At 39.3% G+C, this 26,918-nt stretch carries 21 protein-coding genes and 1 riboswitch; of the genes, 20 read left to right on the top strand and 1 reads right to left on the bottom strand.

What is annotated here, in order from left to right; translation table 11 throughout:
- The first annotated feature begins 156 nt into the window (after positions 1 to 156).
- From GJU32_RS19515 to GJU32_RS19590, 16 genes are all read left to right on the top strand, one after another.
- Positions 157 to 546 (top strand): MerR family transcriptional regulator, encoded by a 390-nt coding sequence (locus GJU32_RS19515; protein ID WP_155593593.1) that lies wholly within the window; start codon positions 157 to 159, stop codon positions 544 to 546.
- A complete protein-coding gene (locus tag GJU32_RS19520) occupies positions 539 to 2,041 on the top strand; it encodes a class I adenylate-forming enzyme family protein (protein WP_155593594.1) in 1,503 nt (500 codons plus the stop codon). Before GJU32_RS19515 ends, GJU32_RS19520 begins: the two co-directional genes overlap by 8 nt.
- A gap of 1 nt (position 2,042) precedes the next feature.
- Complete coding sequence (locus GJU32_RS19525) at positions 2,043 to 3,710, top strand: acyl-CoA dehydrogenase family protein (protein WP_155593595.1); 1,668 nt, start codon at positions 2,043 to 2,045, stop codon at positions 3,708 to 3,710.
- Between the two features lie 57 nt (positions 3,711 to 3,767).
- Positions 3,768 to 3,950: riboswitch (cobalamin riboswitch) on the top strand.
- Between the two features lie 142 nt (positions 3,951 to 4,092).
- Positions 4,093 to 5,064: an ABC transporter substrate-binding protein gene (locus tag GJU32_RS19530; RefSeq protein ID WP_155593596.1), complete on the top strand. Its 972-nt coding sequence runs from the start codon at positions 4,093 to 4,095 to the stop codon at positions 5,062 to 5,064.
- Positions 5,061 to 6,062: a FecCD family ABC transporter permease gene (locus GJU32_RS19535; protein WP_155593597.1), complete on the top strand. Its 1,002-nt coding sequence runs from the start codon at positions 5,061 to 5,063 to the stop codon at positions 6,060 to 6,062. The genes GJU32_RS19530 and GJU32_RS19535 overlap by 4 nt, the downstream gene beginning before the upstream one ends.
- Positions 6,059 to 7,519, top strand: a complete 1,461-nt coding sequence (locus GJU32_RS19540; RefSeq protein WP_155593598.1) for an adenosylcobinamide amidohydrolase — start codon at positions 6,059 to 6,061, stop codon at positions 7,517 to 7,519. The genes GJU32_RS19535 and GJU32_RS19540 overlap by 4 nt, the downstream gene beginning before the upstream one ends.
- 12 nt (positions 7,520 to 7,531) lie before the next feature.
- A complete protein-coding gene (locus tag GJU32_RS19545) occupies positions 7,532 to 8,095 on the top strand; it encodes a cob(I)yrinic acid a,c-diamide adenosyltransferase (RefSeq protein WP_155593599.1) in 564 nt (187 codons plus the stop codon).
- A gap of 228 nt (positions 8,096 to 8,323) precedes the next feature.
- Positions 8,324 to 10,558 (top strand): heterodisulfide reductase-related iron-sulfur binding cluster, encoded by a 2,235-nt coding sequence (locus GJU32_RS19550; RefSeq protein WP_155593600.1) that lies wholly within the window; start codon positions 8,324 to 8,326, stop codon positions 10,556 to 10,558.
- Between the two features lie 197 nt (positions 10,559 to 10,755).
- On the top strand, positions 10,756 to 11,961 hold the full coding sequence (locus GJU32_RS19555; RefSeq protein ID WP_155593601.1) for an acetyl-CoA C-acetyltransferase: 1,206 nt from the start codon (positions 10,756 to 10,758) through the stop codon (positions 11,959 to 11,961).
- Positions 11,961 to 12,812 carry a 3-hydroxybutyryl-CoA dehydrogenase gene (locus GJU32_RS19560; protein WP_155593602.1) on the top strand — a complete coding sequence of 284 codons (852 nt, stop codon included), beginning with the start codon at positions 11,961 to 11,963 and terminating at the stop codon, positions 12,810 to 12,812. Before GJU32_RS19555 ends, GJU32_RS19560 begins: the two co-directional genes overlap by 1 nt.
- A 59-nt stretch (positions 12,813 to 12,871) precedes the next feature.
- Positions 12,872 to 14,008: an acyl-CoA dehydrogenase gene (locus GJU32_RS19565; protein WP_155593603.1), complete on the top strand. Its 1,137-nt coding sequence runs from the start codon at positions 12,872 to 12,874 to the stop codon at positions 14,006 to 14,008.
- 188 nt (positions 14,009 to 14,196) lie between these two features.
- Positions 14,197 to 15,333, top strand: coding sequence for an acyl-CoA dehydrogenase (locus GJU32_RS19570; protein ID WP_155593604.1), 1,137 nt, complete (start codon positions 14,197 to 14,199; stop codon positions 15,331 to 15,333).
- A gap of 3 nt (positions 15,334 to 15,336) precedes the next feature.
- Complete coding sequence (locus tag GJU32_RS19575) at positions 15,337 to 15,969, top strand: TetR/AcrR family transcriptional regulator (protein ID WP_155593605.1); 633 nt, start codon at positions 15,337 to 15,339, stop codon at positions 15,967 to 15,969.
- Between the two features lie 93 nt (positions 15,970 to 16,062).
- A complete protein-coding gene (gene icmF, locus GJU32_RS19580; protein WP_155593606.1) occupies positions 16,063 to 19,311 on the top strand; it encodes a fused isobutyryl-CoA mutase/GTPase IcmF in 3,249 nt (1,082 codons plus the stop codon).
- 463 nt (positions 19,312 to 19,774) lie between these two features.
- The gene (gene rpoE / locus GJU32_RS19585) at positions 19,775 to 20,314 is read left to right on the top strand and encodes a DNA-directed RNA polymerase subunit delta (RefSeq protein WP_196426746.1); all 540 of its coding nucleotides are present in this window, start codon (positions 19,775 to 19,777) and stop codon (positions 20,312 to 20,314) included.
- 443 nt (positions 20,315 to 20,757) lie between these two features.
- Positions 20,758 to 22,350, top strand: a complete 1,593-nt coding sequence (locus tag GJU32_RS19590) for a CTP synthase (RefSeq protein ID WP_155593608.1) — start codon at positions 20,758 to 20,760, stop codon at positions 22,348 to 22,350.
- Positions 22,351 to 22,399: 49 nt separating this feature from the next.
- Here the strand turns inward: GJU32_RS19590 and GJU32_RS19595 are convergent, their stop codons facing one another.
- Positions 22,400 to 22,930 (bottom strand): DUF2529 family protein, encoded by a 531-nt coding sequence (locus GJU32_RS19595; protein ID WP_155593609.1) that lies wholly within the window; start codon positions 22,928 to 22,930, stop codon positions 22,400 to 22,402.
- Between the two features lie 155 nt (positions 22,931 to 23,085).
- On the opposite strand from GJU32_RS19595, the gene GJU32_RS19600 reads away from it, so the two are divergent.
- The 4 genes from GJU32_RS19600 (at position 23,086) to GJU32_RS19615 (ending at position 26,877) form a co-directional block, all read left to right on the top strand.
- Positions 23,086 to 23,445 carry a response regulator gene (locus GJU32_RS19600; RefSeq protein ID WP_155593610.1) on the top strand — a complete coding sequence of 120 codons (360 nt, stop codon included), beginning with the start codon at positions 23,086 to 23,088 and terminating at the stop codon, positions 23,443 to 23,445.
- A 428-nt stretch (positions 23,446 to 23,873) separates the two neighbouring features.
- A complete protein-coding gene (locus tag GJU32_RS19605) occupies positions 23,874 to 24,728 on the top strand; it encodes a class II fructose-bisphosphate aldolase (protein ID WP_155593611.1) in 855 nt (284 codons plus the stop codon).
- Positions 24,729 to 24,877: 149 nt separating this feature from the next.
- Positions 24,878 to 25,528, top strand: a complete 651-nt coding sequence (fsa, locus tag GJU32_RS19610) for a fructose-6-phosphate aldolase (RefSeq protein ID WP_155593612.1) — start codon at positions 24,878 to 24,880, stop codon at positions 25,526 to 25,528.
- 62 nt (positions 25,529 to 25,590) lie between these two features.
- Entirely contained in the window at positions 25,591 to 26,877 is a 1,287-nt protein-coding gene (locus GJU32_RS19615) for a UDP-N-acetylglucosamine 1-carboxyvinyltransferase (protein WP_155593613.1), read from the top strand.
- The last annotated feature ends 41 nt before the right edge of the window (positions 26,878 to 26,918 follow it).

The following is a 26,918-nucleotide window of genomic DNA, read 5'->3' on the forward strand; positions in this document are numbered from 1 at the left end:
AGTAACGGATAGCATCTAGATAGTAATGGTTAGCACACTCACCACACGCAGAATAGCTGTTTTAAACATTATTTTTTCTGTTAATTCAGAAAATTTTGTTGCGGTTTACGTTAACGTCAATGGTATACTGTTGCCAAATAGGGAGGGGGAGATGGTTTGAAGACGATACAGGAAGTGGCACAGCAGTTTAATGTGTCTACACGAACAATTCGTTATTATGAGGAACTTGGACTTCTTTGTCCTCATCGTTCATCGGCCAACCAGCGAACCTTTTCGAAAAAAGAATTGGCGAAGCTCAAGCTTATTTTCAGAGGGAAGCGTTATGGATTTTCATTGGAGGAAATCAAGGAGATGGTTTTACTGTTTGATTTTGATCGCTCGGGAATTCAACAATTGGAGCGAACTGTTGCATACGGTGAACAAAAAATTCAAGAGATTGATAGTAAAATAGCTGAACTTACGCAAATGAAACACGAATTACAACAAATGCATGGCATGTTTAATGAAAAATTAACGACTTTAAAGGGAGAGATACATCATGAATAGTTCCAATTTGTTAGCGCGTAATGCCCGTAAGTATCCGAAAAACGAAGCCGTAATTTGTCATGGCAGAAGAATGACTTATTGTGATTTAGATGAGCAAGTGACACGTTTTAGTCATGCTTTGCTGGAGCAGGGAGTAAAGCAGGGTGATAAGGTTTTAATTTTTATGCCTAACGTTGCAGAGTTTGTTGTAAGCTATTTTGCCATTCAGCGTATTGGAGCTATAGTAGTTCCGGTCAATGCAAAGTTTACATTGCAGGAAGTAGAATATGTGGCACAGCATGCCGAAGCGAAAGTGATTGTCGCTCATGAAGCCATTTTTGCTACAGTTGAACATATAATGGTCATCCCATTAAAAATTAAAACAGGTCAAGAGAAAGCTGGCTGGCTTCATTACGAAACAATGATTCAAAATGCTAGCACACAACCGATAGATTGTCAGCTTCATGAAGATGATGCTTCGACTATTTTATATACATCAGGTACGACAGGGAAACCAAAAGGTGTGTTATTTAGCTATCGTAATATTATAACTGTGGCACAAATGATTGCAGTCGAAATGGAAGTAAAACCTGAAAGCCGTATTTTACTGATGATGCCACTAACACATTCAGCACCATTACATTTATTTTTAATGGCAGGTGTACTTGTAGGGTCGACAAATGTATTAACACCAACATTTACACCAGACTTATTCATCGATTCCATTGAGCAAGAAAAAACTACTCATTTCTTTGGTGCACCTGTTGCCTACTTATTAACGGCACAGATACCAAGATTACAAACAGCCGATCTATCATCCATGAAATGGTGGGTATATGGTGGTGCACCATTATCTCAAAATGAGGTTCATTTCATTCAACAGGCATTTCGAACAAATAATTTAACCTGTGTGTATGGATTGACGGAGGCAGGTCCAAGTGGTTCGTTGCTATTTGGCAAGGAGCATGAAACAAAAGGAGGGAGTATTGGCAAGAGAGCACCGCTTGGGACAGAGCTGCGTATTGTCAATGACAATGGTGAAGATGTGCGTGTGGGTGAAGTAGGAGAAATTGTCTTGTTGGGGGAGGGCAATATGCTTGGCTACTACAAGGATGAAATGGCAACCAATGCTGCTTTTATTGATGGCTGGTTAAAATCAGGGGATCTAGCTCGTATGGATGAAGATGGCTATATTTGGATTGTTGATCGAAAAAAAGATGTGATTATTTCGGGAGGCGTCAATATTTATCCAAAAGAAATTGAAGATTGTATTGTAGGTTTTGAGGGGATATTTGAAGTGGCTGTGATTGGTGTACCACATCCACAGTGGGGGGAAACTGTAAAGGCAGTTTATTCCGCGAAACAAGATATTGATGAAAATGCTCTAAAAGCGTATTTAGAGGAGCAGCTTGCAAAGTATAAAATACCGCGAATTTTTGAAAAAGTGGAAGCGCTACCACGGAATGCTTCAGGCAAAATATTAAAACAATCATTGAAGGGACAAGAGGTGAGGTAGCATGAAGGTTTTACAACAGGAAGTAACGCAAATTACTAACTTTTTTACAGATGATGAAACACTTCAAAACGTACTAGAAATGATGCTAGATAAAGAGTTTTTATCATATGCCCAGAGAGAGCTGACAGACTTCGGTGAGTTATGTGCGGGTGATATTGATGTGAGGGCAAAACATACTGATCGGCAGGGGGAGCCACGCCTACAAAGGTATAATGCCTATGGTGAAGAAGTATCAGAGGTTTGGGTCAATGATGGCTACAAGAAAACGATTGAGGCGACATATAATGCGGGCATTGTTGGCTACGTGCATAAGGAAATACCGCAACTAGGTCACAAGGGAAATTACGTCTATAGCTTTGCGCAAGGTTATTTACTGTCACATGCAGAACCCGGTTTTTATTGTCCCGTGACATTGACGATGGCTACTGCCTATCTATTAGACCATTATGCTGATGAAGAAGTAAAGCAACGTTTCTTACCACATGTTTGTGCAACGGGGAATACGGAGTTATATGAAGGTGCGACATTTTTAACAGAACGTCAAGGAGGATCAGACGTTGGGGCAAATGTTGTAGAGGCAAGAAAGGAAGACAATCAATACCGTCTCTATGGTGAAAAATACTTCGCATCCAATGCAGGTATGTGTGGGGTAGCAATGGTGTTGGCACGTCTGGAAGGTGCTCAGGCAGGTTCAAAAGGTTTAACTTTATTTGCAGTACCGTGGCGTAAAGAAGATGGAACGACGAATAATCTTCGCATTCGTCGGCTTAAAGATAAATTAGGTGTTCGAGCAGTTCCATCGGGAGAGGTTGAGTTTAATGGCGCACTTGCTTACGTTGTAGGTGAACAAAATAAAGGGATTTATTACATGCTAGAAGCCCTAAATCTATCAAGAATTTGTAATGCAGTAGCATCCATTGGTATTATGCGTCGTGGCTTCTTAGAGGCGAAGCATTATGTAACAAATCGATATGCATTTGGCAAGCCCTTAACGCAATATCCGATGATTCAGGATACATTAGGTAAATTCGCAGCTAAGCTACATGTAGAAGTAGCAACTGTATTTGATCTTATTCAATTATATGATAAAGTGACGAGTGGTCAGGGGACACAACAAGATATAATTATGAATCGCTTATATATTGCTATTATGAAAAAGGAAACGGCAGAGCAAGCAGTGCATTATGCAAGTGAAGCCATCGAATTACATGGAGGTAATGGCTATATTGAGGACTTTGTAACACCTCGCTTACTGAGAGACGCGCAAGTATTGACGGTATGGGAAGGAACAGCTAATATTCTGGCCTTGGAACTTATTCGTTTAGTTGATAAGTTTCATGCACATGAACTATTTGTCCGTGAGATGGAGGAACGGTTAGAAAGATTAACGGATAGTCCATTAGTGCAGATCGTTAAAGAACAATTAACTAATTTAGAGGCAACATTACAAATTTTTAGTGCTTTAGACGAAGCAACTAAAACGTTTGAAGCAAAAGATGTTGCGAAAAAAATGGCTCAGCTGTATGAAAGTGTAGTAGCAGTTGAATGGGCACAAAAATTTGGTGGGAAATATGAAAAGTTAGCGGACGTTTATTTAGAGCAGACGTGGTCATTGCGACAAATAGGATCTCAAATGAAAACAGTTCAATATTTTTCTGAAATTGTATAATAGTGTAGGAGTCGTCTTGAATGGAGGCGACTTCTTTTATTTTCATGTATAATGAAATCAACTGAATATTATAAAGGTTCTTTACTTAAGTAAAGTGAAAAGGGAAATCAGTGCAATTCTGATGCGGTCCCGCCACTGTAAGTGTGAGTTTTTTCAAATGATGCCACTGAATATTTCGGGAAGGCTTGAAAAAACGTAATGAGCACAAGCCAGGAGACCTGCCTTTATAGCATAGACATAACAGCCTACGAGGATAGGATGGTGGAATTTGTATCAGTTTTTTGGTGCGATTTTGCCCCCTCATCATTCGAAGATGAGGGGGCTTATTTTGTCAAAAAAGTAGTAGAACAAATGACGCACAGATCAACGAAGGAGGATTCACATGAAGAAATTTTGGAAAATAGGGTTATCAGCATTTTTAGCAGTAGGGTTACTAACTGCTTGTGGCCAAGAAGCGAAAAATGACAAGCCAGCAGCTACTGAGCAGCAAACACAGCAAGAGTCAACACAGGTGGATGAAGCAACATTCCCAATGACCGTAACAGATGCGATTGGCAAGGACATTACACTTGAATCACCTCCTGAAAAAATTGTTTCACTAATCCCAAGTAACACAGAAATATTATTTGGCCTGGGGTTAAACGATGAAATAGTAGGTGTGACAGACAACGATGATTATCCAACAGAGGTAGCTGAAAAAGAAAAGGTTGGCGGCATGGAGTACAATATTGAAAAAATTATTGCTCTCCAGCCAGATATCGTTTTTTCACATGAATCTAGCATGTCGCTTTCAGAAGCAGCCATTGAACAGCTTGAATCAGCAGGTGTGAAAGTATTTGTGGTGAAAAATGCACAAGATTTTAATGAAACATACACAACGATTGAGCAGCTTGGCCGTGCTACAGGGAAATTACCAGAGGCTGAGAAAATTATTACAAACATGAAGGCAAAAGTGGAAGAAGTTCTAGCTAAAGTAAAGGATGTTGAACCTAAGAAAGTTATAGTAGAAGCATCTGATGAACCAGATATTTATACAGCTGGTAATGGTACATTTATGAATGCAATGCTTGAGATGATTCATGCAGAAAATGTAGCGGCAGATGCTGATAATTGGTATAAAATTGATGCAGAACAAATTATCGCGAAAAATCCAGATGTCATCGTAGTGACCTATCACTATGTACCTGATATTTTAACAAAAATACCGCAGCGTGCTGGCTTCGATACAATTAATGCCGTGAAAAATAATGCAATTGTACAAGTAGATGAAAGCACAACAAGTCGTCAAGGACCCCGTTTAGGAGAAGGTCTTGAAGAATTAGCGAAAGCCATCTACCCAGAGGTATTTAAGTGAAAAAAATAGCAGTAGCCTATGTATTAACATGTACGCTTCTTATCATAAGCATCTGGTGTGGCGTAGCTATAGGCTCAGTTCATATTCCATTAGAGGTTATATGGAATCAGGCAGTTGATGAAACAGCTGCCAATATCTTCTGGAAAATCCGCTTACCACGTGTGCTTTTAGCGGGACTAGTAGGGGCATCTCTCGCCATCGCAGGAGCAGCTTTCCAAGGTTTATTAAAAAATCCATTAGCAGATCCGTATACGTTAGGTGTTTCCTCTGGTGCTTCTGTTGGTGCAGTTATGACCATCTTTTTTAGTATATCCATACCTGTTGTAGGTCTGTATGCCTTACCAACCTTTAGTATGATTGGTGCTATGATTACCATGATAATTGTTATGAGCTTTGCTAGAATCGTAGATCGTTCATTGAGGATGGAAACGTTGATATTAACAGGTGTTATTTTTAGCTCATTTTTAGGTTCTCTCATTTCTTTAATGATTGCTTTATCTGGAGAGGAACTACGTCAAGTAATTGGCTGGTTACTTGGTTCTGTGTCAATGCGAGGATGGCCGTATGTCCAAATGATTATCCCGTTTGTCGTTGTAGGAACACTCATGCTATGGACACAAAGACGAGAGCTAAATGTTTTGTTATATGGTGAAGAACGAGCGAAACATTTAGGTGTCAATGTGAAGCGGAGTAAGTATTTGATTTTAGCAGGTGGGTCCATGCTAACTGGAGCTGCCGTAGCTGTTTCCGGCACAATTGGCTTTGTAGGCTTAGTTGTTCCACATATGACAAGGATGATTTGGGGTTCAGACCATCGCCATCTACTACCATTATCGTTTTTAAATGGTGCTACATTACTCATTATTTGTGATTTAGTAGCACGAACAATCATTTTGCCAAGAGAGCTACCAATTGGTGTTATAACTGCATTTATTGGGGCACCTGTTTTTTCCTACATTTTTTATAAGCAGCGAAGAAGCAAGGGGGTAAGGGCATGATTGTTGTCAAACATTTAGCAGGAGGCTATGAAGACGTACCAATCGTCAAGGATATTAGCTTTACCGTTGAAAAAGGAAAAATTCTTGGGATTTTAGGACCAAATGGCAGTGGGAAATCCACATTATTAAAAGTAATGAGTGGTATCTTACCAGCTACTGCTGGCACGATTACGATTGATGGGCAAGATATTCTTTCTTATAATGCTCGTGCTTTAGCAAAAAAGATGGCTGTACTACCACAGCTTCATGCAAATGCTTTCTCAAACAGTGTGAGGGAGGCCGTTTCTCTTGGGCGCTACCCACATCAAACAGGCTTTTTTTCAAGCTGGTCTGAACGTGATGAACAGGCTGTTCAACATGCTATGCTTCAAACCGGCGTGAAGCGTTATGAGCATACGCCAATGGAATTTTTATCTGGCGGTGAACAACAAAGGGTTTTCGTAGCACAAGCACTTGCTCAAACAGCAGAAATTCTACTGCTAGATGAGCCAACGAATCATCTAGACATTGCACATCAACGTCAAATCTTAGATTTGGTACGGAAAGAAGCCGTGGAGTGTGGTTTAACAGTTGTCATGGTACTACATGATATGAATTTAGCTTCGCTGTATTGTGATGAATTACTACTCATGGAGAGTGGCCAAATGAGAGCACTTGGTGCACCACATGAAGTATTAATTGCATCCCAAATTGAAGAAGTTTATCAAGCAAGAGTTGCTACATATGCACATCCTGAAATACCAAAACCACAAATTACAATGATGCCTGCAGCAACCGATTATCAGCAGCGGGCTGTAATAAAAAAACAACAATTCATGATAACGGAACATTATATTCAACTCCAAACAGAGATTCCTTTAAAAACAGTGTCTTCAGCAGTTCATAATCCAGGTATTGGCTGGCATAATTGTTTATTAAATCGCTCTGTACCTGCTGATTATGTAATCAGTGATGTAAAGAGAGAAGTTAGTGAATTTTTGCAAAGGGAAAATTTCTCACCTACAAATACTGTTGTCATGCTGACAGCAGTGCCAACAGCTCTTGTGGCAATCAATGAATTTTCTGCTCCTTTTGGTAGTATGATAGTAGCTGTAACAGCTGGAGTGGGCAATGCGGTTGATGTTTCGCGTGTACACGAAAGGCAAGATGATCCATATATTGGTACTATTAATACTTGGGTCATTATCAATGGCTGTTTATCGGAGGAAGCATTTTTTCAGGCGATGATGACCGCTACGGAAGCAAAAACGAAAGCTTTGCAATCAGAAAATATTCGTGATGAACGAAGTGGAACTATTGCTACAGGTACTGCTACAGATAGTCTATTAATTGCGGCAACTCAAAAAGGGGAAGAAATGCTGTATGGTGGCCCAATTACGGAAGTTGGTAAAATGATTGCAAAGGGCGTTTATGAAACAACGGTTCAGGCGATTAGAAATTATAAAAATCAATATTAGGAGATGAGAGAAATGAAACTTTACACGAAAACAGGCGATACGGGGAAAACAAGTCTTATTGGAGGTCGCGTTGATAAAGATAGTTTACGTGTTGAAACATATGGGGCGATTGATGAATTAAATTCTTTTATTGGTAAGGCTGTAAGCGAGTTAGATCAAACACTTTTCAAGGATATTTTGACTGACTTAGAAACGATTCAGCATGAACTTTTTGATGCTGGTGGAGATCTTGCCAATGTAATGAAAGAACGAAATTATAAGCTAACAGAGCAACCAATTGAAGTGCTAGAAGCACGTATCGATGCATTATCAGATGAAGCACCACCATTACAACGTTTTATTTTACCAGGAGGCGCACCAGCAGCAGCAACTTTACACATTGCTCGTACAGTTGCACGTCGAGCAGAGCGTGAGATGGTGACGCTTATGAAGGAAGTTGAAGATGTGCCGAAGGTTGTGCAAAAATATTTAAATCGATTATCAGATTATTTATTTGCAGCTGCTCGTGTTGTAAATGCCCGATTAAATGTAGCGGATGTTGAATATATTCGCAGTGGGAATGTCTTTAAAAAGTAAAAATTAGTTTTGTAAAGAAAGTAAAAATGGCTACTTTGAAAAAATTCAGGGTGGCTTTTTTTCTTGTAAAATGTAAGAATATAAAATTATCAGAAATATTTCCGTTTTATGTTGACTGAATGCTCACTCATTTATTAGAATAGGAATATAATGATGTACATTTCCGTATGAACTAGCAAATTTACCACAAAGAGAGAAAATTACGACAAACTAAAGGGGGGACCAACCATGAGTCCATTATTAATTGCTAATATTGTTTTAACAGTCGTGGTTGTGCTTTATGCAGTAGGATTGTTCTTCTATCTGTTGAAAACACGCTATAAGTATGTGCAATTGGGGAAAAAGGTTGAGTTTGATGAGAGTGTAAAAGAACGACTGCGCTATATTATGGTCAATGTATTTGGTCAAAATAAGCTTTTAAAGGATCCAAAAAGTGGTTTAATTCACGTTATGTTTTTCTATGGATTTTTAATGGTACAGCTTGGTGCCATTGATTTAATTTGGAAAGGATTAGCGCCAGGATCACATCTGCCATTAGGCATTTTCTATGGTGTCTTTACATTCTTCCAAGAACTTGTGGTTCTAATGATTTTAATAGCGGTTGTGTGGGCATTTTACCGTCGCTATGTAGAAAAGCTAGTGCGTTTAAAACGAGGGTGGAAAAACGGACTTGTATTAATTTTCATTGGTGGCTTAATGGTATCAACATTAATCGCTAATGGTATGGGGTTAGTTTGGCATGGTGAGGGATTAACATATACGGAGCCAGTTGCTTCTAGCATAGCTGCTATTTTTGGCTTCCTACCTGCATCTGTAGCTGTTGGAGTGTTCTATGTCATGTGGTGGGCTCACCTATTAATTCTATTAACATTCCTTGTGTATGTACCACAATCTAAGCATTTTCATTTAATTGTAAGTCCTGTTAATGTTTACATGAATCGTTTAGATCGTACAGGTACATTAACACCAATCGATTTCGAGGCTTTAGAAGAAGCTGGAGAAAATGCTGAGAGTGAAGAGGATATGCCTTCTATTGGGGTCGGACGCATACAGGACTTCACGCAAAAGCAAATGCTTGATCTGTATTCTTGTGTAGAATGTGGTCGCTGTACAAATATGTGTCCAGCAACAGGAACAGGAAAAATGTTATCGCCTATGGATTTGATCGTGAAGTTGCGTGATCATTTAACATTTACGGGTGCTGTTGTAACGAAGCAAAAGCCATGGGTGCCTTATCAATTCTTTGCTAATACACAAGGCAATCAGCTTGCAATGGCAGCTGGTGCTGAAGGAGCGGTGATTGAAGACATCTACAATCCATCTTTAATTGGCGATGTGATTACAGAAGAAGAGATTTGGGCTTGTACAACTTGTCGTAACTGTGAAGATCAATGCCCTGTAATGAATGAACATGTTGACAAAATTATTGACCTTCGTCGTTATTTAACAATGACTGAGGGTAAAGTAAATCCAGATGCGCAACGTGCCATGACAAACATCGAGAGACAAGGAAATCCTTGGGGATTAAACCGTAAAGAAAAAGAGAATTGGCGTGATCTAGATCCAACTATCCATATTCCAACAGTGAAAGAGCTTAAAAAATCTGGTGAGGAAATGGAATACTTATTATGGGTTGGTTCAATGGGTGCATTCGATAACCGCTCTCAAAAAATTGCTTTAGCTTTCTGTCGCCTATTAAACGAAGCTGGTGTGAAGTTTGCTATCTTAGGAAATAAAGAGAAAAACTCTGGGGACACACCTCGTCGTTTAGGGAATGAATTCTTATTCCAGGAGCTGGCTACGGCAAATATTGATGAGTTTGTTAAGAACGATGTAAAGAAAATTGTGACTATCGACCCTCATGCTTACAACATCTTTAAAAATGAATACCAAGACTTTGGCTGGAAAGGTGAAGTGTATCATCATACTGAATTATTAAATCAGTTGATTGAAGAAAATCGCCTAGCGCTAAATTATGAGGTTCAAGAAACAATTGTTTTCCATGATTCTTGTTACTTAGGTCGTTACAATGATGTCTATGACGCTCCACGTGAGATTCTACGTGGTATTCCTGGAGTGAAGCTTGTGGAAATGGAACGAAACCGCGAAACAGCCATGTGCTGTGGTGCAGGTGGTGGCTTAATGTGGATGGAAGAGCATGTCGGAAATCGCATTAACGTAGCTCGTACGGAGCAAGCTCTTGCAACAAATGCATCGGTTATTTCTTCTGGCTGTCCTTATTGCTTAACAATGCTGGAGGATGGTACAAAGGCAAAAGAAGTAGAAGATTCAATTGGAACGTTTGATGTTGCGGAATTACTAGAGCGTTCAGTGTTTGGTGAAAAAGTGAAGGCTGTTGATCATTCTTCAGAGGAAGTAGTAGAAGAAACGCTCGAAGAGGTGCTAGCATCAGTAGAAAATGCTCAACAAGACAAAAATACTGAAGCAAGCGCAGAAAAATGATCGTTATTGCAGAAATATTTTAGTTATCTGAAAAATATAAATTGCACAATAAAAAATTGTTTTGTAGAATAAGATTAAATGGAAATGGGAGTTGAAATGAAAACTCCCATTTTTCATCGATAGAAGTCGAGCGAGCGTTCAGTCAATAAAATGCTGCACTACTTCATCGTGTACGTAAAACAAAAGGGGTGTTTTACTTGAATAGAGCTGTAATTTTAGCAGGAGCAAGAACTGCGTTTGGCAAATTTGGTGGTTCATTATCAGCATTAAATGCAAGTGATTTAGGTGCCATTGCAATTAAAGGTGCGCTACAAAAAGCAAATATTGCACCTAACGAAGTGGATGAGGTGATTTTAGGCTCTGTTTTACAAGGGGGACAGGGGCAAATTCCTTCTCGACAGGCTGCGATGAAAGCCGATTTACCAACAGCGGTAAAAACAGAAACAATCAATAAAGTTTGTGCGTCAGGGATGCGTGCAGTGACATTAGCAGATCAATTGATTCGATTAGGGGACGAAGAAGTGATTGTTGCTGGTGGGATGGAGTCTATGTCTAATGCTCCTTATTATCTGTTAAATGGTCGAAACGGCTTGCGTATGGGCGATTCAACAATGGTTGATGGTATGCTTTATGACGGCTTAACATGTGCTTTCGATAAAGCGAGACCACATATGGGTAGCTATGGGAATGCAACTGCTAAAGATTTCTCGCTAAGTCGTGAGGACCAGGATGCTTGGTCAGTTCGTAGTCATGAACGTGCACTAGCAGCAATTGAAAACGGTAACTTTGCTGAAGAAATCGTACCAGTCGAGATTCCACAACGAAAAGGTGAGCCATTTGTTGTTGATACAGATGAAGCACCAAGAGCAGGTACATCTTTGGAAGTGCTGTCAAAGCTGAAACCAGCCTTTGACAAGGATGGCACGATTACAGCAGGAAATGCACCTGGTGTTAACGATGGTGCATGTGCACTTGTAGTCATGAGTGAGGAACGTGCAGAACGTGAAGGCAGAGAGCCATTAGCCATTATTCTTGGACATGACGAGCTAGCGATTGAGCCAGAAAACTTCCCACAAACACCGGGTCTTGTCATTAATAAATTATTGAAAAAGACCAATAAATCATTAGCGGATATTGATTTGTTCGAAATCAACGAAGCCTTTGCAGCAGTTGCTTTAGTCAGCAAACAACTGGCGGATTTAGATGCAGAAAAGGTTAATGTTAATGGTGGTGCAGTTGCTTTAGGTCATCCAATTGGTGCATCTGGCGCACGCATTATTTTAACGCTTGCACAAGAATTGAAGCGTCGCGGCGGTGGCATTGGTATTGCTGCAATCTGTTCAGGCGGTGGTCAAGGTGATGCAATTATGATTGAAGTACCAAAAACAGGGGGACTGAACTAATGGGAATCCAAAAGGTAATGGTCATTGGTGCAGGGCAAATGGGCTCTGGCATTGCACAAGTTTGTGCGCAAGCAGGCTATGAAGTGAAATTGAACGATATCAAACAAGAGTTTTTCGAGCGTGGACTAGGGGTTATTACGAAAAATCTTTCACGCGATGTAGAAAAAGGCCGTAAAACAGAAGATGAAAAAGCAGCCGTTTTAAGTCGAATTAGTATGTCACTAGAGTTACAGGATGCTAGTGATGTAGATATTATCATTGAAGCGGCTGTAGAAAATATGGAAATAAAGCAATCTATCTTTAAGCAACTTGATGGTATTGCACCAGCACATGCTATTTTAGCTACGAATACTTCTTCACTACCTATTACAGAAATCGCAGCTGTAACAAATCGTCCAGAGCAAGTGATTGGTATGCACTTTATGAATCCAGTGCCTGTCATGAAGCTTGTCGAAATCATTAGAGGTTTGGCAACAACTGATGAAGTGTACAAAGCTGTTGAAGAGATGACAACTAAGTTATCGAAAACACCAGTAGAAGTGAATGACTTCCCAGGATTTATTTCAAACCGAATTTTACTACCGATGATTAATGAAGCGATTTATGCACTATATGAAGGTGTAGCTACGAAGGAAGCAATCGACGATGTCATGAAGCTGGGTATGAACCATCCGATGGGACCGCTGACATTAGCAGACTTCATTGGCTTGGATACTTGTCTTTACATCATGGAAATTTTACATGAGGGTCTAGGAGATAGTAAATATCGCCCTTGTCCACTGCTTCGCAAATACGTTGCAGCTGGCTGGCTAGGAAAGAAATCAGGAAGAGGCTTTTACGTTTACGAATAATCCTATGGGGATGGGGTTATTTAGATGCTACGGGACAACTAAGAGGGGTGACATTATAGATGCATTTGCTATTTACAGATGAGCAAATTATGATGCGCGATATGGTACGTAATTTTGCTCAGGAAAAAATTCAACCATTTGTAGAGCGAATGGAAGCAGGGGAATTCCCTCGAGAGCTTCTTCAACAAATGGGTGAACTTGGCTTAATGGGAATCACAACACCAGAGGAGTTAGGTGGCTCTGGTATGGATTTTACATCGTATATTATTGCGATTAATGAACTATCGAAAGTAAGCGCTGTAATGGGCGTTATTTTATCAGTGCATACTTCGGTTGGAACGAATCCAATCATTTACTTTGGGAATGACGAACAAAAGAAACGTTATGTACCAAAGCTTGCAGCAGGGGAATATTTAGGTGCATTTTGTTTAACAGAACCAAGTGCGGGTTCAGATGCAGGCTCTCTACAATCAAAGGCAGTGCGAGATGGCGATGAGTATGTCATTAACGGCTCTAAAGTATTTATTACAAATGGTGGCGAGGCTGATGTGTATATTGTATTCGCATCGACTAACCCTGCTCAAAAAACACGAGGCATTTCTGCATTTATTGTCGAAAAGGGAACACCTGGCTTAATCATTGGAAAAGATGAAAAGAAGATGGGCTTACACGGTTCACGAACTGTTCAGCTGACATTTGATAATTGTCGTATCCCAGCAGACAACCTCTTAGGGGAAGAGGGAGAAGGCTTCAAGATTGCGATGGCTAATTTAGATGTTGGACGAATTGGCATTGCGGCACAGGCTTTAGGGATTGCTGAAGCAGCACTTGAGGCGGCTACCGCTTATGCCAAAGAACGTGTTCAATTCGGCAAACCGATTGCGACGCAACAAGGTGTTGGCTTTAAGCTAGCTGATATGGCAACGGCTGTTGAATCAGCAAAACTATTAGTCTATCGTGCAGCAGATTTACGTGCAAAGGGTTTACCGTGTGGAGCCGAAGCTTCAATGGCCAAACTTTTCGCATCACGTACAGCGGTACAAACTGCAATTGAAGCTGTTCAAGTTTTCGGTGGCTATGGCTATACAGAAGATTATCCAGTAGAGCGATATTTCCGCGATGCAAAGGTTACTGAAATCTATGAAGGTACAAGTGAAATTCAAAGGCTAGTCATTAGTAAACATTTACTGAAATAAAGCCTGATGTTAGGTAGTTGGATAGTGCATTATGCGTGGGAAGATAAATTAATTAATCAAGTAGCAATCGCTCATTAGTGTGAAAGATGCTCAATAAAGTGGGGGAAGAAGATACAATACCCGCTCAATCCAACATAACAAGACACAGTCACACAGAACAGAGTCTAATAAAAAAGGGGAAATGGACAATGAACTTTCAGTTAACAGAAGAACATGAACAATTACGTGAAATGATTCGTGATTTTGCTATTAATGAAGTGGCTCCAACAGCGGCAGAACGTGACGAAAATGAAGAATTTGACCGTACAATTTTCGATAAAATGGCGGAGCTTGGTTTAACAGGTATTCCGTGGCCAGAGGAATATGGTGGTGCAGGATTTGATTATCTTGCGTATGTCATTGCTGTCGAGGAATTATCACGTGTCTGTGCTTCAACAGGGGTAACGTTATCTGCACATACTTCACTTGCAGGATGGCCCCTTTACAAGTTCGGTACAGAAGAACAAAAACAAAAATACCTTCGTCCAATGGCTGAAGGAAAGCATATTGGAGCGTACGGATTAACAGAACCAGGATCAGGTTCGGATGCTGGTGGCATGAAAACATATGCAAAGCGTGATGGCGATGATTATATTATAAATGGCTCAAAAATCTTTATTACAAACGGTGGCGTGGCAGATACATACATTGTATTTGCGGTAACAGATCCAGAAGCAAAAAATGGTACATCAGCATTTATCGTGGAAGCTGGATTTGAGGGATTCTCTGTAGGTAAGAAAGAAAAGAAATTAGGCATTCGTTCATCTCCTACAACAGAGATCATTTTTGATAACTGTCGTGTTCCAAAAGAAAACCTACTAGGAGCTGAAGGAGAAGGTTTTAAGATTGCCATGACGACATTAGACGGTGGACGTAATGGTATTGCGGCACAGGCTGTGGGAATTGCTCAAGGGGCACTTGATGCAGCAGTCGAATACGCTAAAGAACGTGTACAATTTGGTAAACCAATCGCTGCAAATCAAGGTGTATCCTTTAAATTAGCAGACATGGCTACTCAAATTGAAGCTTCTCGACTTCTTACATACCAAGCAGCTTGGTTAGAGTCTAATAATCTACCATACGGTAAGGCATCTGCAATGGCGAAATTAATGGCTGGCGATACTGCAATGAGTGTAACGACAGAGGCGGTTCAAGTATTTGGTGGCTATGGTTATACAAAAGATTATCCAGTAGAGCGCTTTATGCGTGATGCTAAAATTACACAAATTTACGAAGGTACGCAGGAGATTCAACGTCTTGTTATCTCGCGTATGTTAACGAAATAATTGATGACTGAAAAAGATAAAAGGCCCCAAGTACAGTCAACTGTAAAAGATGAAAATTTAATCGCCATTCGCCGTGAACAAATGATTCAGGGAGCTATAAAATTATTTAAAGAAAAAGGCTTTCATCGAGCCACGACGAGAGAAATCGCAAAAGCTGCAGGCTTTAGTATCGGTACCTTATATGAATATATCCGAACTAAAGAAGACGTTCTTTACCTTGTTTGTGATAGTATCTATCATCATGCAATGGAGCGACTTTCAAGTTACGAGATTAAAGCAGGAACAATCGATGAGTTAAAAGAAATGATTCGAGAATATTTCCTGCAAATTGATAGCATGGTTGATGAGCTAACAATCATGTATCAAGAAACAAAATCATTGTCAAAAGAAGCGCAACGTTATGTCTTTAGTAAAGAGTTTGAAATGGTTGCCACATTTGAGCGGTTGCTACAGCGTTGTGTGCAGTCGGGAGAACTAACTATGACAGACAATCAAATCCATTTAGCGGCCAATAACTTAGTTGTGTCGGGACAAAGTTGGGCGTTCCGCAAATGGGCATTACATCGTCAGCATTCAATTGATGAGTTTATTGACATGCAAATCACATTGTTCATTTCAGGCATAAAGGGGTTCTAATATTTTGTAAGGGGTTGGTCGGCAATTGCATAAAGCGACATTGCAATTGCCGGCTTTTTTCAATTCATTAAGGGGAGAGAGTGGGGGTTTCATATGACAAAGGTAGACGTATATCGTCCAAAAAATCACGTACGTTTTGTGACAGCATCGAGTCTCTTTGATGGACATGATGCTTCAGTCAATATTATGCGACGTATTTTACAATCGAGCGGTGTAGAAGTAATCCATTTAGGTCATAACCGTTCAGTTGAAGAAGTCGTGAATGCTGCGATACAAGAAGATGCGCAAGGTATTGCTGTTTCTTCTTATCAAGGTGGGCATATGGAATACTTTAAATATATGTATGATTTACTGCGTGAAAAAGGTGCACCACATATTAAAATTTATGGTGGTGGTGGTGGGGTTATTCTACCACGTGAAATAAAAGAACTTCATACGTATGGTATTGCTGGGATATTTTCACCAGAGGATGGCCGTGTATTAGGGCTACAAGGAATGATTAATGAGCAAATTAAAGGAACGGACTTTCCAACAGCAACTGGTAGCTATTTAGAAAAATTAGAGGCTTTAACGACAAAAACTCCTGAAATTTTAGCGAATCTAATAACAGCAGCTGAATCAAATGAGGATGAAGCTACGAAAAATATGCTGGATGAGGCACGAAAGCGTTCAAAAGGTACACCTATAATGGGGATTACAGGAACAGGTGGCGCAGGGAAATCTTCGTTAACGGATGAGCTGATACGCCGATTCTTGAAAGAATTCCCAGAAAAACGTGTAGCCATTCTTTCAGTCGATCCGACAAAGCAAAAAACAGGTGGGGCATTACTTGGGGATCGAATTCGCATGAATGCTATCTTCAATAACCGTGTCTATATGCGTAGTTTAGCAACACGAGGTTCTCGCACTGAATTATCTGCATCGATTGGTGATGTGCTAGATGTAGTACGTGTAGCAGGCTATGATTTAATCATCGTTGAAACAAGCGGTATTGGTCAGGGTGATGCCGAAATTACAAAATACACGGATCTATCCATGTATGTCATGACAAGTGAATTCGGTGCACCAACACAGCTTGAGAAAATTGATATGATTGATTTTGCAGATGTTATTGCTATCAATAAGTTTGAGCGTAAAGGCTCTGAGGATGCACTGCGTCAAGTCCAAAAACAATACCAACGTTCACGAGAACTTTGGGATGAATCACTGGATAATATGCCAGTTTACGGTACGATTGCTAGTCAATTTAATGACAAAGGGACAAATGCATTATTCGCAGCCTTAGTTACGATTATTAACAAAAAAACAGGTTACAATTGGGAAACGAGCTATGAGCAGTTCGCTAAAACGCAAAAGCAAGATGTCATCATTCCAAACGATCGTCGTTATTATTTACGTGAACTTACTGACACTGTTCGTGGCTATCATAAAAAATCAGAGCAGCAAGTGGCATTTGCTAGACGTTTGTTCCAATTAGAAGGTGCCATTGTAGCAGTTAAAGAAAAAGCGCCAGATGATGTACTTGTCGCATCACTTACTTCCTTAGCAGAAGGTGTCAGAGATGAATTAACAGCTGAATCCAAGCGTATATTAGAAAATTGGCAAGCTTTAAAAGAAGCTTATGCTGGTGATGAGTTTGTGACGAAAGTTCGAGATAAAGAGATTCGCACAATCTTAAAAACAACAAGTCTTTCTGGCACAAAAATCCCAAAGGTTGCATTGCCAAAATTTGAGGACTATGGTGAAATATTGCGTTGGGTTTATAAAGAAAATGTTCCAGGGGAATTTCCATATACAGCAGGTGTTTTCCAATTCAAACGTGAGGGAGAAGATCCGAAACGTCAATTTGCTGGGGAAGGAACTCCGGAGCGTACAAATAAACGATTCCACTATTTATCCAAGGACGATGATGCGAAACGTTTATCCACAGCATTTGATTCAGTAACACTGTACGGTGAGGACCCAGATTATCGACCAGACATTTATGGTAAGGTTGGGGAATCAGGTGTATCTATCTGTACACTTGAGGATATGAAAAAGTTGTATGCAGGCTTTGATTTATGTGCACCATCTACATCTGTGTCTATGACGATCAATGGTCCAGCACCTATTATTTTAGCGATGTTCATGAATACGGCAATTGATCAACAAGTAAAATTGCGTGAGCAAGAGCTAGGACGAACTTTGACAGTTGAAGAGTTTACAGAAACACGTGAGAGAACATTGCAGGTCGTGCGTGGAACAGTGCAAGCTGATATTTTAAAAGAAGATCAGGGGCAAAATACATGCATTTTCTCAACAGAGTTTGCTTTACGTATGATGGGGGATATTCAGCAATACTTTATTGACCATAAAGTACGAAACTACTATTCAGTTTCAATTTCTGGGTACCATATTGCGGAGGCTGGAGCGAATCCTATTTCCCAATTAGCCTTCACTTTAGCAAATGGTTTTACGTATGTAGAGTATTATTTAAGTCGTGGCATGAATATTAACGACTTTGCACCAAATCTATCGTTCTTCTTCTCTAACGGGCTTGATCCAGAGTATACAGTAATTGGACGTGTTGCTCGTCGTATTTGGGCCATTGTTATGCGGGATAAATACGGTGCAAATGAGCGGGCGCAAAAACTGAAATATCATATTCAAACATCAGGTCGTAGTCTACATGCACAAGAGATTGATTTTAATGATATTCGTACAACATTACAGGCATTGATGGCGTTACAAGACAACTGTAACTCATTGCATACAAACGCTTATGACGAGGCGATTACTACACCTACAGAGGAATCAGTACGTCGTGCTATGGCCATTCAAATGATTATTACGAAGGAGCATGGTCTAGCGAAAAACGAAAATCCACTGCAAGGTGCATATATTGTTGAAGAATTGACAGATCTTGTGGAAGAAGCGGTTCTTGAAGAATTTGATCGTATTAATGATCGTGGTGGTGTGTTAGGTGCAATGGAAACGCAATACCAACGAGGGAAAATTCAAGAAGAGTCTATGCACTATGAAATGCTAAAACATTCAGGAGAGTTACCAATCATCGGCGTCAACACTTACTTGAATCCAAACCCTCCTTCAGATGCTGATATAGATAATATGGAAATTGCACGTGCATCAACAGAAGAGAAAGAAACACAAATTCACAATTTACAAGCATTCTGGAAGACACATGAAGAAGAAAGTGAAGCAGCGATTGCGCGTTTACAAGAAGTTGCTGTCAACAACGGTAATATTTTTGCTGAGCTTATGGAATCTGTAAAAGTAGCTAGTTTAGGACAAATTACAAAAGCCTTATATGAAGTTGGCGGACAATACCGTCGTAATATGTAGTGCTAGTCGTTCAAAACTTCTTGCTTTCTATCATTTTTTCTAATTTATGGGACGTACTTCTCTAATTTCTAGTGTCTAGTCATAAGATTAGGCACTTCTTTTTATTTCAGCTATAATAGAAATGTAAAAAAAAGGGGAGGCGCAGTAGAGGATGAAATCAGCTATTCACTACATAATTATATTAGCTTTAGTATTGGGAGCCATTTTCCTGTATAATAAGCAAATTGGCGCTATTCCTTTACTACTATTATCTGTCTATTTGTTTTATCTTGGAATAAAAAAAATGCGTAATATAAAAAACAGTAATTGAAGCTAGCAAAGGGGCTAAAACTTTGTATATAATGGGTATTATGCTTATTGTATGGAAAGTACCTTTTGCGTGGCCTTTTTTGCTGCGCTTGGAAAATAAAGCTCCATGTAATTTTATAACGTCCATTGTGATGAGGGAAAGGAAGTGCACGAATTGAATTTTCGTGAAATGACAAAGGAACAATTAACTGAAGAATCGTTAATTAACTTAGCTTATGCAGTATTAAATGAAAAACGTGCCTCAGTGTCTTTTAATGATTTGTTAAAAATAATTCAAGAACTTGTGGGCTACAGTGATGAAGAAATAAAATCCCGTCTGCTACAATTTTACACAGATATGAATGTAGATGGCCGTTTCTTGTATAATCAAGAAGCAGGCTGGGGCTTACGTGAATGGTTTAAAGTAGAGCAAATTGAAGAAGAAACAGCACCTTCTGTTAAGACACAAAAGAAAAAATCTAAAGCTGCCTTTGATGAAGAAGATGATCTTGAAGAAGATTTGGAAGAAGAAGACATCGACTTTGACGAGGATTTTGAAGAGTTCGTTGATGAAGATGAAATTGAAGAAGATGACGATAAAGAAGATATTGATTTTGAAGACGAAGAATTAGAAGAAATCGATGAAGAAATTGATGAAGACTTTACTGAAGAAGATGATGAAGAGTTCGATGAAGAAGAAGAGGAAGAGAACTAATACAGTACTCTTTGAATTTTCTTTCTTTTAAGCTTGATGTAAAAAATCTTGACTTCTATCACGGTTACGTTTAATCTTTTACTTGGGCTCCTTAAAAGAAGGAGAAAGAACGTGTATATAATACGCTCCCCCTGCAAACCTATGCAGGAGGAGCGTTTTTTTTGTTTTTAACTTTATTCAGTCTAGTTCTCCCAGCCTTTAGTACTGATATGAATATAAATATTTTTATTTAATCATGATGTATAGTAAACGGTGACTGAATAGATGTTAGCTTTTTAAGGTTTAAAGGAAAGTGGAAAAGAGATAAAACCGATTACAGCTTCGAATCGACTACATTTTTGTAGACATTCTCGGCTTTTCTTTTTTTAGGGTATTTGAATGAAAGTTGTTCTGATCCCTAAGTGATCTAGTAATTTTAGAACATCATAAGGAGGAATTTATTCATGACGAAGTATATTTTTGTAACAGGTGGGGTTGTATCATCACTTGGAAAAGGGATTGTTGCAGCATCTCTTGGCCGTTTATTAAAAAACCGTGGTTTAGAAGTTACGATTCAAAAATTCGACCCATATATCAATATTGACCCAGGTACAATGAGCCCTTATCAACATGGTGAGGTTTTTGTAACAGATGATGGTGCTGAAGCTGACTTAGACTTAGGGCACTATGAACGTTTCATTGATATTAATCTTGGCAAACATTCTACAGTAACTTCAGGTCGTGTTTACCAATCTGTATTACAGAAAGAACGTCGTGGAGATTACAACGGTGGAACAGTACAAGTAATTCCTCATATTACAAATGAAATTAAAGATCGTATCCAACGTGCTGGTCGTGAAACAAATGCAGACGTTGTCATTACAGAGGTTGGTGGAACAGTAGGGGATATTGAATCATTGCCATTCCTTGAAGCAATCCGTCAAATGAAATCAAATTTAGGTCATGACAATGTAATGTATATTCACTGTACGCTTATTCCATATATTAAAGCAGCTGGTGAGCTTAAAACAAAACCTACTCAACATTCTGTTAAAGAATTACGCTCTTTAGGTATTCAGCCGAATATTATCGTAGTACGTACAGAACAAGAAGTGCCACAAGATATGAAAGAGAAATTAGCATTATTCTGTGATGTTCAACCACATGAAATTATTGAATCTCGTGATGCTGAGCATTTATATGAAGTACCATTAAACCTTCACGCACAAGATATAGATGATATCGTTCTTGATCATTTTGGCATCAAAGCACCAGAGGCAGACATGGAAGAATGGTGTGACCTCGTAGAAAAAGTGAAGAACTTACCAAACAAAAGAAAGGTAGCACTAGTAGGGAAATACGTAGAACTACAAGATGCTTACATTTCAGTAGTAGAGGCATTAAAGCATGCAGGCTATGCATATAATTCTGATATTGAAATTGACTGGATTAATGCAGAACACGTAGATGCAGATAACGTAGCTTCTTTATTAAAGGGTGCTGACGCGATTTTAGTACCAGGTGGCTTCGGTGATCGTGGTGTTGAAGGGAAAATTTTAGCGACACAATATGCGCGTGAAAATGATGTACCTTTCCTAGGTATTTGTTTAGGTATGCAATTAGCAACAATAGAATTTGCTCGTAATGTAATTGGTTTAAAAGGCGCTCATTCAACAGAGCTTGATTCAACTACAGAGTATCCGATTATCGATTTCTTACCAGATCAAAATGATAATGTAGATATTGGTGGTACATTACGTTTAGGGTTATATCCATGTAAATTAAAAGACGGTTCTAAGGCAAGTAAAGCTTATGGCAAAGAGCTTGTTTATGAGCGTCACCGTCACCGTTATGAATTTAACAATGAATATCGTGAAGCAATGGAAGCAGCAGGTCTTGTCTTCTCAGGTACAAGCCCTGATGGTAAATTGGTTGAAATTATTGAGCTACCAGAAAACAACTTCTTTGTAGCATGTCAATTCCACCCAGAGTTAGTTTCACGTCCAAATCGACCACAGCCATTGTTCCGTGATTTTATCGGCGCAACATTCAAATAATCAAAAAAGAGTTGTCTCGTCTATTGAGACAACTCTTTTTAATGGATGTTTACAGCTCTTCATCATCAAATCCAAGCATTTCATCATAAGCAATTTTCACTGCTTCATATACAAAAAGTCCGGCAATCGTATGTGGCACAACAATTCGCTGTCCTAAATCATTTGGCAATAAACCACCTCTGACGCGTGTAGAAATATACGTATAGGCCAAATCTGCAAGAGGGTTTTCCGCATTGGCTACTTCACTAGCAACAGCAGCGAAAGGAATAAAACGATTATTTAATTTTTGAGCAAGAGCTAGTGCCTCTTCATCATGCGCGCTACGAGTGAAAATGCAAACGCGGTCAGATTCAGTTAAGTTTGTATCCGAAGACCAAGCAGCTAACTTGCTAAAAGGTTCAACTGCTTGAAATGCATTGAACTCAACAACTTGCATTTCACCAAAGCAAGCGAAATATACATTTCCTTCGCCAATGGCTGCTTGTGCAAGGAGCCTTGCTGTTTCTTCAATGGCATCCTCTTCATTTTGAGTTATTCTTTGTAATAATCCGCTTAATTGTGTTGTTAGAATTTTTGACATGTTCCCACCTCTATCAATATTATAGGGGGGAGAAAGGTAGAAAGCAAAAGCAGATAATTTATAATACTAGAAGGTATTAAGCTGAAAAAGGAGAATTATACATAATAAAGAAAGTTTTTATGTAAGAATAAAAATAAAAAAGGGCGGAATGAAATGTGAAACGATTACTAATTGTCGACGATCAGCAGGGAATTCGTTTACTTTTAAATGAAGTGCTGAAAAAGGAAGGATATATTACATATTTAGCAGCAAATGGTTCAGAGGCATTAAAGTATGCAGATGAGCAAGCGATGGATTGTGTCTTACTGGATATGAAGATTCCTGGGATGGATGGTATTGAAATTTTGAAACGTTTAAAAGAAAAATTTCCAAAGCTCCCTGTATTTATGATGACGGCATATAGCGAGCTCGATGTTGTGCAAGAAGCTTTAGAATTAGGAGCCATTCGTTACTTTACGAAACCTTTTGATATTTTTGAAGTGCGTGATGAGGTTAATAAAGCTTTACAAGTTTAATGAACAGGCAGTGGACACCACACGGCCTGTTTTTATGTTTATATTAGTAATGAGCAAAATATACTTTTACTTATGCATTTCGGGTGCTACCTACACTACGGCTGACACTGCCGCTACGTTGCACTACGCTTTCGTGTAGAAAATAATAGCCCCTGCTTTTCAGGGGCAGCCTACGTTACGTTGACACTACACTACGGCTGACACTGTCGCTACGTTGCACTACGCTTTCGTGTAGAAAATAATAGCCCCTGCATTTCAGGAGCAGCCTACGTTACGTTGACACTACACTACGGCTGACACTGCCGCTACGTTGCACTACGCTTTCGTGTAGAAAATAATAGCCCCTGCTTTTCAGGGGCTATTATTTTTGCTATGATTGAGTAGCATATTTATGTAGAAAGAATAGTCCTATGAGGAGGATTTTTAGTATGGCATTAGTATCTATGAAAGAGATGTTAATTAAAGCGAAAGCAGAAGGTTATGCTGTAGGTCAATTCAACATTAACAACCTTGAATGGACACAAGCAATTTTACAAGCAGCTGAAGAAGAAAAATCTCCAGTGATTCTTGGTGTTTCTGAAGGCGCAGGTAAATATATGGGCGGATTTATTTCTGTTGTTCACATGGTAAAAGGTTTAATGGAATCTTACGGTACTACAGTTCCTGTAGCGATTCATCTTGACCATGGTTCTAGCTTTGCAAAATGTAAAGAAGCAATTGATGCAGGATTTACTTCTGTGATGATTGATGCATCACATCACTCATTTGAGGAAAATGTGAAAATTACTTCAGAAGTAGTAGAATACGCACATGCTAAAGGCGTTTCTGTAGAAGCAGAATTAGGGACAGTTGGTGGAGATGAAGATGGCGTAATCGGTGGTATTATTTACGCTGATCCAGAAGAATGTCGCAAAATGGTTGAGCTAACTGACATCGACTGCTTAGCACCAGCACTTGGCTCTGTACACGGTCCTTACAAAGGAGAGCCGAACCTAGGCTTCAAAGAAATGGAAGAAATCTCTAAACTGGCTGATCTTCCACTTGTTTTACATGGTGGTACAGGTATCCCAACGAAAGATATCCAACGTTCCATTTCATTAGGTACAGCTAAAATCAACGTCAATACTGAAAATCAAATTGAAGCAACAAAAGCAATTCGTGAAATTCTTGAAAACGACAAAGTTGTTTACGATCCTCGTAAATTCCTGGGTCCAGCACGTGAAGCCATTAAAGCAACAGTTATTGGTAAAATTCGTGAATTTGGTAGTGCACAAAAAGCATAATTTTTGCATTTAATATGTTACAAAAGCATAGATAAATACACATAATAAGAGAAGTGTTGATGCTTTCAATCGACCTTCTCTTGTTTTTGACATAATGAAATTTTGGAAAATATTTAACAATATCAGAAAAATGATCAGGAGGAAATAGTATGAAATTTTTTATTGATACAGCAAACTTTGAAGAGATTAAAGAGGCACATGCATGGGGTATTTTATCAGGAGTTACAACAAACCCATCATTAGTTGCTAAAGAAGAGAATGTTTCTTTCCATGATCGTCTTCGTGAAATCGCGGAGCTTGTTGACGGCTCTGTAAGCGGGGAAGTTATTGCACTTGATGCAGAAGGTATGATTAAAGAAGGTTTGGATTTAGCTGCTATTGCTCCAAACATTACTGTGAAATTACCAATGACACCAGCAGGATTAGAGGCGTGTCGTTTCTTTGCAAACAAAGGTATTAAAACAAACGTGACATTAATCTTTAGTGCAAACCAAGCATTGATGGCTGCTCGTGCTGGTGCTACATACGTATCGCCATTTATCGGCCGTTTAGATGACATTGGTCAAAATGGTGTAGAGCTAATTGAAACAATTGCAGATATGTTTACAATTCATAATATCGACACGCAAATTATTGCTGCCTCTGTTCGTCATCCACAACACGTTACGGCAGCAGCTTTAGCGGGAGCACATATTTCAACTACGCCATTTAAAGTATTAAAGCAGCTTTTCAACCATCCATTAACTGAAAAAGGAATTGAAGGATTTTTAGCGGATTGGAATAAGAGAAAAGGCGAATAATAAGAATATAAAGTGAGCCAATCGCAAAAATACTACTTTCCAATCATGAGGGAGAACGCAAAATGGATGTTTATAAAATTACTGGCGAAAATCGTCTACGAGGTACAATTAAAGTTAGTGGTGCAAAAAATAGTGCAGTCGCCTTAATTCCTGCATCAATTTTGGCGAACTCTCCAGTGACTATTGGAGGGATACCCGAAATTTCAGATGCTTGGACGTTAAAGGCTTTATTAGAGGAAATTGGTGGGGAAGTTTCGTTTGAGGATGGCACAATGACAATCGATCCAACAGATATGATTGCATTGCCTTTACCAAACGGTAATGTTAAAAAGTTACGCGCTTCCTATTATTTAATGGGTGCTATGCTTGGACGTTTTAAGAAGGCTGTCATTGGATTACCTGGTGGCTGTTTCCTAGGACCACGGCCAATTGACCAACACATAAAGGGCTTTGAGGCATTGGGGGCTAAAATTACCAATGAGCATGGAGCTATCTATTTACGTGCAGATGAATTGATTGGGGCAAAAATTTATTTAGATGTGGCAAGCGTTGGAGCAACAATCAATATCATGTTAGCTGCTGTGCTTGCTAAGGGACGTACTGTCATTGAAAATGCTGCTAAGGAACCTGAAATTATTGATGTAGCTACACTTCTAACGAACATGGGTGCCAATATTAAAGGTGCAGGTACAAGTGTCATCCGTATTGAAGGTGTAGAAGAGCTACATGGTACCGAGCATACGATTATTCCAGATCGTATTGAAGCATCCACATTTTTGATAATGGCTGCGGCAGTCGGTGATGGTATTACAATTGATAACGTTATTCCACTGCATTTAGAAGCAATTATTGCAAAGCTTCGTGAAATGGGTGTGAAAATTGAAATTGGTGAAGAAAGTATCTATGTACCAAAAACAGACTTCTCCACATTACAGGCAGTGGATGTCAAAACATTGGTATACCCTGGATTCCCAACGGACATTCAGCAACCACTTGCTGTGCTAATGTCACAAGCATTTGGTTCCTCAAAAGTAACAGATACTATCTATACAGCTCGATTTAAGCATATCGATGAGCTTCGTCGTATGAATGCAGATGCTCGTGTAGAAGGAAATACGGCTATCATAAAAGGGCCAAGTAAACTACATGGCTCAACCGTAACAGCTACAGATCTTCGCGCTGGTGCAGCTTTAGTATTAGCTGGTCTCTTAGCAGAAGGTGAAACTGAGGTTCAGGATATCTATCATATCGAACGTGGCTATAGCTCACTTATTGAGAAATTACGTGAGTTAGGCGCTGATATTCGACGTGAAACAATCATGGCACGCGTAGCTGAGACAAAGGAATAATGAGAGCTAAAAGTTTTCAGCCAATTATGTTACAATAGAGG

Source organism: Lysinibacillus cavernae (genome assembly GCF_009724685.1).
In the GTDB taxonomy this organism is placed as follows: Bacteria; Bacillota; Bacilli; order Bacillales_A; family Planococcaceae; genus Lysinibacillus; species Lysinibacillus cavernae.

Excerpts from the sequence above, each read along its gene's own strand:
- GJU32_RS19550 (WP_155593600.1), top strand. The coding sequence starts at position 8,324 with ATGAGTCCATTATTAATTGCTAATATTGTTTTAACAGTCGTGGTTGTG.
- GJU32_RS19570 (WP_155593604.1), top strand. The coding sequence starts at position 14,197 with ATGAACTTTCAGTTAACAGAAGAACATGAACAATTACGTGAAATGATT.
- fsa (WP_155593612.1), top strand. The coding sequence starts at position 24,878 with ATGAAATTTTTTATTGATACAGCAAACTTTGAAGAGATTAAAGAGGCA.
- GJU32_RS19590 (WP_155593608.1), top strand. The coding sequence starts at position 20,758 with ATGACGAAGTATATTTTTGTAACAGGTGGGGTTGTATCATCACTTGGA.
- GJU32_RS19520 (WP_155593594.1), top strand. The coding sequence starts at position 539 with ATGAATAGTTCCAATTTGTTAGCGCGTAATGCCCGTAAGTATCCGAAA.
- GJU32_RS19595 (WP_155593609.1), bottom strand. The coding sequence starts at position 22,930 with ATGTCAAAAATTCTAACAACACAATTAAGCGGATTATTACAAAGAATA.
- icmF (WP_155593606.1), top strand. The coding sequence starts at position 16,063 with ATGACAAAGGTAGACGTATATCGTCCAAAAAATCACGTACGTTTTGTG.
- GJU32_RS19615 (WP_155593613.1), top strand. The coding sequence starts at position 25,591 with ATGGATGTTTATAAAATTACTGGCGAAAATCGTCTACGAGGTACAATT.
- GJU32_RS19545 (WP_155593599.1), top strand. The coding sequence starts at position 7,532 with ATGAAACTTTACACGAAAACAGGCGATACGGGGAAAACAAGTCTTATT.
- GJU32_RS19525 (WP_155593595.1), top strand. The coding sequence starts at position 2,043 with ATGAAGGTTTTACAACAGGAAGTAACGCAAATTACTAACTTTTTTACA.
- GJU32_RS19560 (WP_155593602.1), top strand. The coding sequence starts at position 11,961 with ATGGGAATCCAAAAGGTAATGGTCATTGGTGCAGGGCAAATGGGCTCT.
- GJU32_RS19530 (WP_155593596.1), top strand. The coding sequence starts at position 4,093 with ATGAAGAAATTTTGGAAAATAGGGTTATCAGCATTTTTAGCAGTAGGG.
- GJU32_RS19575 (WP_155593605.1), top strand. The coding sequence starts at position 15,337 with ATGACTGAAAAAGATAAAAGGCCCCAAGTACAGTCAACTGTAAAAGAT.
- GJU32_RS19540 (WP_155593598.1), top strand. The coding sequence starts at position 6,059 with ATGATTGTTGTCAAACATTTAGCAGGAGGCTATGAAGACGTACCAATC.
- GJU32_RS19605 (WP_155593611.1), top strand. The coding sequence starts at position 23,874 with ATGGCATTAGTATCTATGAAAGAGATGTTAATTAAAGCGAAAGCAGAA.
- GJU32_RS19565 (WP_155593603.1), top strand. The coding sequence starts at position 12,872 with ATGCATTTGCTATTTACAGATGAGCAAATTATGATGCGCGATATGGTA.